Annotated in this window: 9 protein-coding genes; 4 read left to right on the forward strand and 5 right to left on the reverse strand. The window is 49.4% G+C overall.

Annotated features, from left to right (window positions below):
• The first annotated feature begins 156 nt into the window (after window positions 1-156).
• Window positions 157-1,485 carry an adenylate/guanylate cyclase domain-containing protein gene (locus EHT25_RS05130; RefSeq protein ID WP_124871611.1) on the forward strand — a complete coding sequence of 443 codons (1,329 nt, stop codon included), beginning with the start codon at window positions 157-159 and terminating at the stop codon, window positions 1,483-1,485.
• Here EHT25_RS05130 and EHT25_RS05135 read toward each other — a convergent pair whose 3' ends face one another.
• Genes EHT25_RS05135 through EHT25_RS05145 form a run of 3 tightly spaced genes read right to left on the reverse strand, consistent with a single transcriptional unit; the run spans window position 1,486 to window position 7,185 of the window.
• Window positions 1,486-5,124, reverse strand: a complete 3,639-nt coding sequence (locus EHT25_RS05135) for a BamA/TamA family outer membrane protein (RefSeq protein WP_124871614.1) — start codon at window positions 5,122-5,124, stop codon at window positions 1,486-1,488.
• A gap of 20 nt (window positions 5,125-5,144) precedes the next feature.
• The gene (locus EHT25_RS05140) at window positions 5,145-5,966 is read right to left on the reverse strand and encodes an SdiA-regulated domain-containing protein (RefSeq protein ID WP_124871617.1); all 822 of its coding nucleotides are present in this window, start codon (window positions 5,964-5,966) and stop codon (window positions 5,145-5,147) included.
• A 16-nt stretch (window positions 5,967-5,982) separates the two neighbouring features.
• Window positions 5,983-7,185, reverse strand: a complete 1,203-nt coding sequence (locus tag EHT25_RS05145) for a Pycsar system effector family protein (RefSeq protein ID WP_229311438.1) — start codon at window positions 7,183-7,185, stop codon at window positions 5,983-5,985.
• A 236-nt stretch (window positions 7,186-7,421) separates the two neighbouring features.
• Here EHT25_RS05145 and EHT25_RS05150 point away from each other — a divergent pair, with 236 nt between their 5' ends.
• Both EHT25_RS05150 and EHT25_RS05155 read left to right on the forward strand, forming a co-directional pair.
• Window positions 7,422-9,950 carry a DUF5686 and carboxypeptidase-like regulatory domain-containing protein gene (locus EHT25_RS05150; protein ID WP_124871623.1) on the forward strand — a complete coding sequence of 843 codons (2,529 nt, stop codon included), beginning with the start codon at window positions 7,422-7,424 and terminating at the stop codon, window positions 9,948-9,950.
• A gap of 113 nt (window positions 9,951-10,063) precedes the next feature.
• Window positions 10,064-10,450: an FKBP-type peptidyl-prolyl cis-trans isomerase gene (locus EHT25_RS05155; RefSeq protein WP_124871626.1), complete on the forward strand. Its 387-nt coding sequence runs from the start codon at window positions 10,064-10,066 to the stop codon at window positions 10,448-10,450.
• A 182-nt stretch (window positions 10,451-10,632) separates the two neighbouring features.
• Here the strand turns inward: EHT25_RS05155 and EHT25_RS05160 are convergent, their stop codons facing one another.
• On the reverse strand, window positions 10,633-11,082 hold the full coding sequence (locus EHT25_RS05160) for an FKBP-type peptidyl-prolyl cis-trans isomerase (protein WP_124871629.1): 450 nt from the start codon (window positions 11,080-11,082) through the stop codon (window positions 10,633-10,635).
• Window positions 11,083-11,254: 172 nt separating this feature from the next.
• Window positions 11,255-12,727 (reverse strand): proline--tRNA ligase, encoded by a 1,473-nt coding sequence (proS, locus tag EHT25_RS05165; protein ID WP_124871631.1) that lies wholly within the window; start codon window positions 12,725-12,727, stop codon window positions 11,255-11,257.
• Between the two features lie 191 nt (window positions 12,728-12,918).
• On the opposite strand from proS, the gene EHT25_RS05170 reads away from it, so the two are divergent.
• The gene (locus EHT25_RS05170) at window positions 12,919-14,211 is read left to right on the forward strand and encodes a pilus assembly protein (protein WP_124871634.1); all 1,293 of its coding nucleotides are present in this window, start codon (window positions 12,919-12,921) and stop codon (window positions 14,209-14,211) included.
• The last annotated feature ends 68 nt before the right edge of the window (window positions 14,212-14,279 follow it).

The raw sequence follows: 14,279 nt of genomic DNA on the forward strand, positions 1-14,279 counted from the left end.
CGTTGCAGCCAACTTTTGCCGGTTACGTTTTCGTTAAATCACTTTGGCGGTTCACTCCTCCGATTCGGCGTTTCACACCTTCCGGCTTGTGCTTCGGGGCAATTGGAATTAACTTGCAGTCAGCATTGTCATAGGAAGCTTTTTTATCGTGACGTTATGACCTTTATCTACCACAAGCGAGAGAAGACGGAAATGACGCCGTATTATAATTTGACTTTCAGCCAGGAAAATCTCCGGCGTGAAAAGCAACGCGCCGGATTGCTGGCGATCGTGTTTATAGTCGGGCTCACACTGGCCTTCTTTTTTTCGGCTTACCTGCCCATCATGGTTTTTCCGCAACAGGCCAAGCAGGAAATCATGCGCATTGTGTTCATCTTTCTGGCCTTCATGGCGGTCTACGAACTGAACATCTGGAATATGCTGCGGATCTGGGCGCAGCGTGGAATGAAAATGCCGCAAATCACCAAATACCTCAATGCGACTTTCGAGATTACCGCCCTGGCGCTGCTGATGTACCTGTTATCGGACAAATTCGACCATCCGATTCTGGTGATGCTGTCGCCGTTTGCCACCATGTTTTATTTTTTCATCATTCTCTCCACCCTCCGGCTCAATTTCTGGATCTCGTTTTATACCGGATTGATCGCCGGTATCGAATTTTTCCTGCTTAGTTTATATTTGCTCGAAGAACCCTCGTCGCTGGTTAATTCCATCAATCTTTACCTGACAACATCGTTTGCCTACGCCATCAAAGCCGTCATTTTTGTGCTCTGTGGTATCTGTGCCGGGTATGTTTCCCGGCAAATCCAGAAAAGCATTCAAAGCTCAATTGAACGAAATGAAACTCAGAATCAGCTGATTACCTTTTTCGGGCAACAGGTTTCGCCCGAAATTGCGGATTTGATCATCAAAGAAAAAGGCATGCTGAAAAGTCAGCACATGAAAGTGAGCGTGCTGTTTCTGGACATTCGAAACTTCACAAAATACGCCGACAAACACACCGCCGACGACGTGGTGGCCTACCAGAATTCCTTTTTCAGAATCATTGTCGATGTGGTCAACCGCCACGGCGGCATTGTCAATCAGTTCCTCGGCGATGGTTGCATGGTGACATTTGGCGCACCGGTTCCGTTGGAAAACCCAGCCGAAAACGCCGTTAAAGCCGGTCTTGAAATCATCGCTGAAATTCAGCAGGCAGTTTACGAAAACCGCATCATTCCGACCAGCGTGGGCATCGGAGTCCACGTGGGCGACGCGGTAATCGGTAATATCGGTACCGAAACCCGGCAACAGTTTTCCATTACCGGAAACGTGGTCATTCTGGCTGCCCGCATCGAACAGTTCAACAAGGCATACGGCACCAACATGCTGGTATCGCAGGACGTGATCAACGAACTGACTGAGTCTCCAGCCTTAACGGAACTGCTGGGCGTTGTTGATGTGAAGGGAATGGAAGAAGGTGTTGAACTGTATAAACTCTCCTGATCAGAACAGAAAGCCGACCCGCAGCATTGGCAATTTTTCTTCCTCCGAAATCGCATACAGAAACGAAATAACGGCCTGTTTATACGGCGATAACCAGATGCCACCGCCGTAGCCGTGGTGCCAGTGCCTCGACTTCTCGCCTTTTTCCCAAACCCGTCCGACGTCGTTAAACGCCAGCAAACCCAGGTAGGCCGGAAAAAGGTAGGTTTTAACGGTCGCTACTTTCAGCCGCAATTCCGTATTATTGTAGAGTGTACTTCCACCGGCAAACCGGGTTCGCCGGAAACCGCGCAGGTTCGACAAACCGCCGAGCGTGTTGGCCTGAAAAAATTCATAATCAGAAAAGTTAACGCCCCCGCCTACGCGCGATGCAATGGTTAGCGTCGTCGGCAGCCGCAAACTGGCGTAAAAGGCAAGATCGGACTGAAGCCGGGACAGGCCTTTTGCGTACGTCGAAATTCCGTCGTAGAGTCGCAGTTCCGTTCGCCAATACGTTCCACGCGTCGGCATAATTTTGTCGTCCCGGCTATCGATCAGAAAACCGGCTTTCACGCCAGCGTACCACCGTCGGTTGAACAGATTTTGCCCATCCGGCAAACGGTTGGCAAATTCATTGATAAACCGCTTGTCGTTTTCCTCGATTTCGACGCTTTCCATTGCCGGGCCGTAATACAGGTTCAGCGCACCAATTTTATGTTGAAAAAGTGCACTGACCGAGATATTTTCGAAGCGGGTTCGGTAATACGTAATGCCTTTTTTCTTGTCAAAAACCGTTGTATTTCCCAACCCGAAGAAATTGGAAACGAAGTTGGGAGCCTGCACGTCGGCGTCAACCCGCAGATCGACGTTCCCAATCACATCCGTAAAAATACCGTCATAATTGAAGTTATAGGCTTTCGTAGCAAACGCGTGGTTGACAATAAATCGGTGCTGCTGGGCAAAGGGGTCTTTCCGAAAACCGTGTTTGGTATACAGCAGCCCCCCACCCAAAAACAAACCGTCGTCGGGGTTATATTGTACCGAAACCTGCGGAAAGAGAACATCATATTTGAACGCTTTTCGATCGTATTCATTGATTTTCGATTTCCCTGATAATCGCAAACGGGTTTCGGAACCTGCTTCGACCTCGGTTTTCTTCGAATCATAAACGACCGTTTCCCGGCGCATCCCGGACACCGTGGAGCTGTCAATCACCTGGTCTTTCCCTTTTCCGCCAATGATTCGCAGGAGAATACCTTTGCGCGTTTTACCTCTCACGATAAACGCATCGTCGCCCCCCATTCCGTACAGCCGCACTTCATGGGTTTCGTCCGGACTGAAAACCCGACGGTATACCTGTTCACCGATTTCGTCCTTTTTTTTCAGTTTGAAAACCGTTACCACCATGTGACCGTTCGGCTGACGCTCCACCTCAAAACGTTCTTTTTTATCACTGCCGGTCACATCCACATCCCGCGCCAGGAACCGGTAGAGATCCGCAGCATAGCGGCTCAGCTCGGCGCGCCGACTTTGAAGTTTTGCTTTAATGCCCGCTGCGGTTTCTTCGTAGGCTGCCCGGGGCAACCGCTTCAAGGCTCCGTCAATAACCGAATCAGTCAATTGAAACGCCAGTGAGTCGGCGGTTTTCAGCCAGTCGTCGAGCGAGGGTTCCGTCAAAAAACTGCGGTCAAAATACCGGGCGTTGAACACTAAACCGGGAACATCGCGAATCGAGCGGTTAAATCCCTGAAACTTAGGCATCGCCCATTTACGGCTGACGATTTGGGGAATAATACCCCGGTTTACAAAAAAAGCCTGATCGCGGTCGCGCGGAATGGGCTCAAAAATCAGCCCTTTATCGGTTTTAAAACTTGCCCATCGCCATTGGTCATCGTGCCGGTCCCAGTCGCCCAGCCAGATATCGAAAAGTCGCGCCCGCAAAACCGCCTTTTGATCGACCCGATTGTCATTGTCATCCGCCAGTTTATCGAGCAATTTGAGCGTGCTGTATATCTTTTTAGTCCCCCCAAACTGCTCACTCTTTTCGTAATTGCCATCGACCCGCTCCTCAAAAAGTGCCAGTGAATGGGCAAACGTCCGGCGATAAGGACCCAACAATGAGTCGTCCGGCACAATCACTAGCCTGGGATTGGTATGGTAAACTCCGGCGGCATTAGCCAGTGGTGGAACGACCAAAGCTGCGAACGGATGCGAAGCGGAAATCTGATCCTGCACCAGGTCGTTGACAAAACCGCTCCGCAAGGGCTTCGGAATGGCATTTTCGGCGTATTTTTCCACCGACCGCAATACGTATTCCCGGCCGTCCTTCCCCGCCAGTCGCAACGAAAAGGTCTGCATCCCACCCCCGCGTTGCACGGGCTTCAAACCTCCCGCTTCCTGCCGTAAATTCAAAACCGGAACCGAAACCGGACTTTGCCAGACAGTCCGGTAATTGTCCCCCAGCAGTAGCTTGTGAATCGGGGATGCGGCATATTGCGCACTCGGAATGACATTCAAAACGGCAGGAGTTGTCGCAGTTTCGAATGAATGGACCGGTTTTACCGGCAACGAAAAATGGGTTTCGAAGAGCAGTTTACCCGATTCAGCACCTGCTTCCGGCGCAAAAAACCGGATGGTCGTCTGGCCATTTTCGCCAAAATCCAGTCGGGCAAATCCCTTATCGGGTGAAGCAAACAGGCTATTCCGCCCTTTTTTTACTGGCACAGACTTGGAACCACTCCCGCTGGTTACGAAATACGTTGAATCGCGCAGGATGAGTTGTTCGTTATGATCGTGCCCGTTGACATACACCACGTTCCGGTATTTTTTCAGCAACGCAACCATGCCATTTCGCATCAGTTTATACTTCGGATGCTGAATATCCTGAATGTTACCGATAACGGACCGATAAATCGGGTAAATGGAGCCAATAACCGGTAAGGGAATATACAGGGACGGGTTTAGTTCCGTCAACGGAAACAGGTGGTTTTTGAAGGTAAAATAACCGCCGTGTTCGCCGTGGCTATACATGGGATGATGCCCGGCCAGCACCACTTTTTTATGCTGATTTCGGGCTAAAACGTCATCCAGCAGGAGCAAAAAAGAAGGCAAATCCTTCGCTTCACAATCGGATTCTTCGCCCGGTTTATCCCAGGGATGCAACCACCATTGCGTATCGATCAGAACCAGCGTAATTTCTTCATTCAAGGCAATTTCGACCGGCCCCGGACAGCCATCTTTGGGGAAGAACACATCTTCACGTCCTACTTCAGCCGTCACAAAAGCCGCCTGATTCCGGATACGCTGCCAGCCTTCGCGTTTGCCCTGTTGCCAGTCGTGGTTGCCCGGAATTACAAACGCTTTTCCCGGAAAACCGCTCAGGATTGACAATTGATCCCGCATGCGCCGTTCGGCATCCGCACGGTCGGCGTGGGAAGAATCGGGCAACCCACGGGGATAAATATTGTCGCCGAGGTAAATCAAACTGCTGTTGGCACCGGTTTTTAGCATCTGGCTGTGCAGTGTTTGCAAAACCGCATCGCCTTTGGGTTGGGGTTCACCCGCATCACCCAGCAGAAAAACCGTATACGGTTTTGACTGTCCGGAAACCAGCCTGGGAAGTAAAAAAAACAGAAAAAAGGCCAGGTAGAGTATCTTCATAAGCCTTATACAATTCGGCGCTAAGGCTGGTTCGCAAACTCCAGAATATATCCCGGTTTTCCGGCGCCTTCGCTGGCAATGTACAGCGTTCCGGCGGGTGAAAAACAAATGCCTTCGGGTTGGCGGAATAGTTTGGGGTCGAGCGGTTCTGCGGCCACAATTTGGCCTTTGCGGGTGATGACGACGAGCATTTTCCCAACGGACGTCAGGAAATACAGATCACCGGTTTTTGGGTGGACCGCCAGTCCGGAAGGCTTAAATTTGTGGGCTTCAACGCCTGCACTGGTCAGTACTTTATCCTTGATCACCATTCCTTTAAAGAGGACTTTGGTCTTGATATCGTACATGTAAACGACTTTCTCGTCCTTCTTTCCTCCTTCTTTTACGGCCAGCATCAACCGATTGGTTTGGGAATCATACGCCAGTCCTTCCAGTTCGATCTTACCGGGAAAATCCATCGGAATCCGGGCTATTTCTTTCGAAAATGGTTTGAAATGGTAGAGATCTCCGTTGCTTTTCAGGGTGTAAATTTCGTCGTTCGCCCATTCAATCCCCTCATAATCACCGTATCCACCAAAAACGGAGGAATCGGCGATCTGTTCTTTTTTCAGGTCATAGACGTAGGCCACGGCTTTTTCGTCCTGAACGCAAAGAAGCTGGTTCTCTTTGAAATACGACAATCCCGAAACTTCTTCCAGATCCGGTGAAAGCGTATACCGATGGGCGGGCGTTTTTAAATCGTACGGAAATGATTGGGTTTCCGACGCCCGATTTCCTTTTTTGGAATTGCAGGCTCCTAAACTACAGACGATGGCGAGGATAGTAATTTGTATTATTTTCATTCAATCGAAACTCGGTTTACTTTACTGGAAAATAGTAGGCAGCAATGCCAAACGCGACCACGGAAGCTGCAAAACCAAACATAAAAATAGTGTAGGAAAAGCGAAGGAGCCGGTATTTTTTCCCCAATACTTTTCCCAAATAATAAATATCGCGGGTCATGCTGCTGTACAAAAAATCGCTGTCGTTCATCATCTCTTTCATGCCCCATTCATAATCAACGAGATCCATTTTATGGAAATTTCCAAAAAACAGGAGATTCGCCTGTTTCTGGTGAATGTCTTCTTTGGAAAATCGCCCACCGCTTACGTTGGGACGAGTGGCTAAAATAGCAAAGATGGTGGCCGCTAAGCAACTGGCCGTTAACATGACTGTCGGGATAACCAGTTGCGGCCATTCTTCGAGCTTGCGGATTAAAATACTGATGATCAGCGAAACAATAATTGTATTGACCGAGATCATGATATTCGCCTTATTATCAGCCATTGCACTGAGCTGAAAATGGTTTTGCGAAGTCATCCGAAACATGGTTTCGATACCCCGTTCCGGTTTTTTCGTTTTTTTGGTTTCTTCTTCCAACGTTGGTTTATCACCCGATTTGTCCGCTTTCCCGTTCTCTTCTTCTTCCAGTTCGGCTAGTTTGCGACGGGCCTTTTTCAGGTTTTTTTCTTTCAAGGGCGTCAGCACTTCTTTTCCGTACTCAGTAAAATAGTGGTGCTTTTCCATCAGAGCGATCGACCCCTGCATCCATTTTCTTTTACTGATTTTGCCAACGGTGTTTTTCATTTCCTGCCGGAGCCGTTCGCTGCTTTCGAAAAAACGATCACTGCTCAGGTGAAACAAATCGGCGTCGCAGAGCACTTCGGCGGTTCTGGAGTGTGGATTCTGGGGCATCTTCGTGGCCATGATGCAGTCGATCACGGCCTGCACCCGTTCCTGACCAATCGCAATTTCGTCCAAAAATGGCTTGGCCATCTCTGCCCCGATGGCTTCATGGTTCTGACAACTTTTTACATACCCAATGTCGTGCAACCAGGCTGCAATCATCACGTTTTCCCGTTCTACCGGATTGAGGTTGCATTGTTTTCCAAGCAATTCGGCAGCTTCTACGACTTCCCGCGTATGCGTTATGTTGTGATATTCCATATGATCCGGCAGCGACTGAAGCAACGGTTCAGCAAATTCCTGCGTACGGACAACTGAAGAGATATCGGTGGTCATGATAAAAATTCAATTTTAACGGCAAAACGATGCAACCTTGCGTGACAAATAGTGGTATATATAGTCTAAGAGGTAGTGCTATCGCTTTCCTGAGCGACAATTTATAGGATTATTTTGGTGATTCGTCTATACATTTCGGCGATTCGTCGGCTAATGGCAGTAAAACCACTCATTTGGTAAACTCTGTTGACTACATTTGTGTTAACCCGGTACTATTCATACCATTGCAATTACGAATGAAGCACGTCTTACAAGAGCGGTTCAGTTTACTTTTTATTGTTCTGAATTTACTCTTTTTTCCGGTTTTTGCGCAAACATCCTATAAGATCAGTGGCCGCATCACCGACGCCGGAACGGGAGAAGGTATTCCATTCGCCAATGTTGCTCTCAAAGGCAAAACCGTCGGAACCACTTCGGACGAAAACGGGAAATACACCCTAACCTCCACCCAAACCGGCGACTCACTTCTTTTTTCCAGTTTGGGTTATCAGACGCGCGCTTACCCGATTAATCCGGTTGCCTCCCAAACCATTGACGCCGTTCTGGCCTCAACAGCCACCAAATTACAGGAAGTCAAAATATATGCCAAAGGGGGTGATCCGGCCTATCGCATCATCCGGGAAGCCATTCGCCGACGCGAGCAGTTCGACCCCGATCAGCTGACGGCTTTTCAGTACGAAAGCTACTCAAAAGTAGAAGCTTACGTTAACAATTTTGCCAATCAACGCAAGAAAGGTAGGGGGCCGGGTCCGGTTGGCCGATTGCTTTCCCGGTTACCGGCCATTTACGACAGTCAGGGAAAACCGGCTGTTCCGGTGTTTGTTTCAGAAACGTTTTCGGAATATTACCAGCGGGCAAATCCGCACAAAACCAAGGAGAAAATTCTGAAAAGCCGGGCGTCGGGTGTTGGCATCAGCGACGGCGGTGTTTCGGCGCAGTTGACCGGTTCTTCCTTTCAACAATACAACTTTTACCGCAATTACATCAATCTGTTGCGTAAAGACCTGCCCTCTCCGCTGGGGCAAGCCTGGCAAACGATTTATAAATTCCGGTTAATCGACACGGTTACCGTTTCCGGTGTCGTATGTTTCCAGATTGACTTTGAACCCAAACGCCCGACGGATCTGGCTTTTTCCGGAACCACCTGGATCGATACGACCCGTTTTGGTTTGTCTCAAATCGACGCTAAAATTGATCAGCGTGCCAATATCAATTTTGTCGACGAGATCCGAATCGAACAGGAATGGGAAGATGTGGGCGATAGTTTGCACACTGCGGGTGTCCGGCTACCGGTTTTAACCCAGCTGTTGATCGACACCGACGAGCCGACGCCGAATGCCCCGGGCGCCCTGGTCCGGTTGTATGTAGCGGCCCGAAATGTGAAAGTAAACCAACCTCAGGAAGCCAAATTTTACGAACCTCCCCTCGAACTAGCCGAAAACTACAGCGAAAAATCCCCGACTTTCTGGCAAAATATTCGTCCCGAAGGATTGAGCCAGGACGAATTACGCGCCTTTACCATTGTCGATTCGGTGCGAAATGTACCGTTTATGAAGTTTCTGGGCGAAGTGGTCAATTTGACGATGGTGGGCTATTACCCCCTCGGAAACATTCATCTCGACGCGGGCCCGCTGCTAAACAGTTACGCATTTAACAATGTGGAAGGCCATCGGTTGCGGCTGGGGTTGCGGACGAACGCCGGATTCAGCCGACGCTGGATTCTGGGCGGTTATGTAGCTTACGGAACGCTGGACAAGCAATTCAAGTACGGCATGAATGTCGATTACGTGATCCGGAAAAAACCGTATACGATTGCCGGAATTCAAAAAACGTATGATCTGGAACGCCTGGGAACTTCAGCTGAAAACCTGGGAGGAAGTACGCTTTTTGCGGCCTATACCCGTTTCGGAACGCTCCGTCGGCCCTACATGCAGGAATTTCATAACACCTACATCAAAAGCGAGTTAGGGAAAGGGTTTACGCAGACAATCGGGTTACGAAACCGCACATTCGAGCCCTTATTCGAGTTTGCGTACAATGCCAATGGCGCCGAGAAAAAAACATCCAATTATTACCGAACCACGGAATTACTGTTCGAAACCCGGTTTGCTCCCGGCGCATTAATGGTTCAAAGTGACAACGACCGGTTTTCTGTCGAAGGCAGTAATAATCCGGTGGTTACATTCCGGTATCAACTGGGCATGAAAAACATTTTGTCCGGCGATTTTGCTTATCACCGGTTTAGCATGAACGTCCGGCACTCATTCCGAATGGGCGTTCTGGGCCGCACCCGCTATCAGATCAACGCCGGTTACATTCCATCGACCATCCCGTATCCTCTGCTGTATATCCCGCTGGGAAACGAGACGGTTTTCCGGTATGAAACCTCTTACAACCTGATGAATTTCTTTGAGTTTGTGGCTGATCGCTACGTGGGTGTGATGGCCGAACACAATTTCGAAGGGCTGTTTTTCAACCGGATTCCCGCCATCCGTCGCTTAAAATGGCGGTTTCTGGCGACCGGCTCGGTGTTGATGGGGGGCGTAAGCAAGGAGAATATTGCACTGATTCCGGCGACCAACGAAGCGGGGCAGGCAGTCCTGGGGTTCCAGTCGCTGAGCCGGGTACCGTATGTGGAAGTTGGCTACGGCATCGATAACATCTTCAAAGTCCTTCGGGTAGATGCCATACACCGGCTTAGCTACCGAAACAATCCCAACATTTCGACATTCGGGATTAAGATTTCTGCCTGGGTAAATTTATAAAAGAGGGTTTGTTGTCTTCATTCCTTTCTGCCCTTCCAGCAGAACTTCGGGTAGTATCGTGGATTTGTCATACCTTGCGACCGAAATTAACTCCCAATTAATCTGAAATTTTTATGGCAAAAGCACCAGAAGCTGAAGTAGCGACCTTAAAAGAATTTATTGAATCCAGTGGTATCTCCGCAACGGCAGATGAGCGCGGTTTTTATTATTCCATTCAATCGCCGGGCTCGGGAGAAAAACCAACGGTCCGCTCCAACGTCACCGTTAATTACGAGGGTTCGCTGACCAACGGCAAAATCTTTGACAGCAATAAAAACATAAGTTTTGGCTTGTACCAGCTCATTTTGGGTTGGCAGGAAGGCATTCCGCTGATTGCGCCGGGCGGAAGTATTACGCTTTATTTGCCGCCGAGCCTGGCTTATGGTTCGCGGGCGCAGGGCGGTATTCCGGCCAATTCCATTCTGATTTTTAAAATTGACCTGATCCGGATTAACGGATAACGGAAACCAGTCGGTCAATCAGCAGTTGAACGGCCGACGTGGGTAGTTCTTAACTAAAAAAAAACGGCCTTTCCATTGCACGAAGAAAGATTTTATCTACAATCTACTTCAAGCAGTCGAAAGGCCGGATTTAAAAAGCGGGATTTCGTGCGTTCTCTTCACCAGTTTGGTCGGTGACGACCTTACACAATCAACTTTGAGGGGTTGATTCCGACTAATTCTATATCAAATATCAATTCCTCCCCCGCCAGCGGATGGTTGGCATCCAGCGTCACCGACGATGGCGTTACGTTCCGAACCACGACCGGAACGGCCTGCGGATTACCGTCCTGGTGCATGTTTAAAGTCAGGCCAACCTCCAGTTCTATATCATCGGGAATTAACGAACGGTCAAACTCGAAAATCATATCTTCACTCGACGGACCGTAAGCATCTTCGACCGGAATCCGAACGGTCTTGGCTTCTCCCACTTCCATTCCCTTCACACCATCGTCGAACCCTTTGATTACCATGCCGCTGCCTACCTGAAACTGCAATGGCGACCGGCCACTGGAAGAGTCAAACACGGTTCCATCGTTTTTTCTACCGGTATAGTGCACCTGCACCGTATCACCAGCCTTTGCTTGTGCCATATTAATTAGTTGAAATGTGTGCCGACAAAACTAGCCAAACCCTTCGAAAGTCAGTCACGATTTGCCGATTATTTGAGCCAACGAACCTTTTAAATGATGAATGATGGACGATGAATGATGAGTTGTCAGCGGATTTTGTTCATTATTCATTGTCCATCTTTCAACCTTTCAACTAGTAGGCGCGGGCAAATACGACTCGCTGCTTTGAGGGCTTCCCACTATAAACACAGGTCCCTTCTTCCGGTTCTGCGTTCAGAGGAATACATCGAATCGTCGCTTTGGTTTCTTCTTTAATCGCTTCTTCGGTTTCGGCAGTACCGTCCCAGTGGGCCATCAAAAAACCGCCTTTTTCAATTTGCTCCCTGAACGCGTCAAAGCTGTCTACCTTGAACGTATTTTCCTCGCGGAATTTAGCGGCCCTGGCGTAGATATTTGTCTGAATCTCGTCCAGCAAATTTTGAATATGGCCGACCAGACCGTCCACCGAAATGGTTTCCTTCGTTTTCAGATCCCGCCGGGCAATCTCAACGGTTTGGTTTTCCAGATCCCGCATGCCCATCGCCAGCCGAACCGGGACTCCCCGAAGTTCGTATTCGGCAAATTTCCAGCCGGGTTTGTTAGCGTCACTGGTATCGTATTTAACCGAAATACCGGCTTTACGCAGTTCCTTGATCAACGGGTTGATGCGTTCCGACAATTTATCGAGTTGCTCGTCGTTCCGGAAAATAGGAATTATCACGACCTGGATCGGTGCCAGTTTTGGCGGCAAAACCAGTCCGTCGTCATCGGAGTGTGCCATGATTAATGCCCCCATCAACCGGGTGCTAACGCCCCACGACGTTCCCCAGACATAATCCTGCTGGTTATCTTTCGTCAGAAATTTCACATCGAAAGCTTTCGCAAAATTCTGGCCGAGAAAGTGTGAGGTTCCGGCCTGCAACGCCTTCCCATCCTGCATCATGGCTTCAATGCAAAGCGTATCATCAGCACCGGCAAAGCGCTCATTAGCGGTTTTAGTCCCCCGGATAACCGGCAGTGCCATCCATTCTTCCGCAAACGTGGCATATACATTCAGCATTTGCGCCGTTTCTTCCTGAGCTTCCTTCGCAGTGGAATGGGCAGTGTGCCCTTCCTGCCAAAGAAACTCCGAAGTACGCAGAAAAATCCGGGTTCGCATTTCCCACCGAACCACGTTGGCCCATTGGTTGATTAACAAGGGCAGATCCCGATACGATTGAATCCAGTTTTTATAGGTGCTCCAGATGACGGTTTCCGAGGTAGGCCGCACAATCAGTTCTTCTTCCAGTTTTGCTTCCGGATCAACTATAACGCCGGAACCGTCTTCCGCGTTTTTTAACCGGTAATGCGTCACCACCGCACACTCCTTTGCAAAACCCTCCACGTGGGAAGCTTCCTTACTCAAATACGATTTGGGAATGAACAACGGAAAATAGGCGTTGGAATGACCGGTTTCCTTGAACATATCGTCCAGCGCCCGCTGCATTTTTTCCCAAATTGAAAAACCGTATGGCTTGATCACCATACATCCCCGGACGGCCGAATTCTCGGCCAGATCCGCTCTTTTTATTAATTCGTTATACCACTCGGAATAATTCTCGGAACGCGATGGAATTGCTTTTGCCATGCTAGACTAAAATATATTTTTGTTGCCATTAAACCTTCACCTATAAATGTGGGTCTAATACTATGAGAAGCTTGCAAAGATAGGTTTTTCTCCTATATTTGTAATCAAACAGTGTATTTGTAATCATTTGGCCGACTTTTGCGTTTTATTGAAATAACGGGTCCCTTAGAACCTTTTATCACCACAACATCATGAAAGTGCTTCATACCTGGAAATACCTGACTTTACTGGCCGCCGTGGGCTTTTGGGGCTGTAGCTCCAGCCGTCAAACGGCCCAGAACGCGGGTGAATTTGATGACCTTTACGGCTCATCATCCGACGGCTCCGTTATCACGGCTCCTGCCAAGGAGAAACGGCTAACCGACCGGTCGTCCACCCAACGGTTTGACAAGTTTTCAAACCCGGATTATAATGACCAAACCACGGGTCAGTACAACGACGACGAATACTACAGTGAAGTTTCGGCCCGGAAAGTAACGCGTGGCATCTCCCCCGATCCGGGCTGGAATTCCGATAACGCTTACACGAACGGTTTTGCGAACGGCTATAGTTCGGCTATGTTCAATTCAAGCTGGAATCGCTGGGGTTGGAACAGTCCATTCTACGGCGGTTTGAGCATGGGAATCGGCTTAGGCATGTCTTCCTGGGGTTACAACAGTTTTTACAGCCCATTTTATAGTCCGTTCTACAGTCCGTTTGGATTCGGAGGGGGTTATGCCTACAGCCCATTTGGTTACGGCGGTGGATTTTACGATTCGTTTTATTCGCCTTATGGCTATGGTTACAACAGCTTCTACAACCCGTACTATTATGGTGGCGGTTTTGGTCGCTCAGTGGTGGTCGTAAATAATTACAACAGCCTGGGTGCTAACCGCAATGCTACATATGGTGCCCGTGGAGGTTATAGCCGGGATCGTTATAACGGTGATTTCGTCAATACGCCACGGACCTACAGTAACAGCAATAATGGCGGACGTCGCTCGGGCGAGCTGAATTCGTCAAATAACAATTCGTACTACAGCCGTCCGAACAATGCCGGTAGTAGCGGTAACGCAACGAACAACAGTTCATACGGTGCAGCCCGTCAGAACAGCCGGGGTGCCGACTATTACTACGGTGGTTCAAGCAACGGAGGTCGGGCCAGCGCAACGAACTCGTATTCTCCACCGAGCCACAGTGCACCCAGCAACTCGGATTACTACACGGCTCCGCGTCAAAACAGCCGGGGTAGCTACTCAGCACCTTCAGAAATTAGCGGATCGCGCTACAGTGCTCCACAATATTCGGCACCGCAGCAATCGCACACGTATCAGGCTCCGACCCGTTCCTACCAGGCTCCGACCCGTTCGTATGAAGCCCCGGTTCAACGTAGCTACAGTCCGCCTTCACAACCGAGTTACAGTGCTCCTTCCCACAGTGGTGGCGGAGGGGGTGGCTATTCCGGTGGTGGCGGTGGCGGTGGCGGTTCACGGGGACCACGTTAATCCTGAAGCAAATTTCCGCGCTGAGCGGTCCTTATAGAAAATAAAAAGCCCGTCGGTGTTACAATCGA

It is taken from the genome of Larkinella rosea, from assembly GCF_003858635.1.
In the GTDB taxonomy this organism is placed as follows: domain Bacteria; phylum Bacteroidota; class Bacteroidia; order Cytophagales; family Spirosomataceae; genus Larkinella; species Larkinella rosea.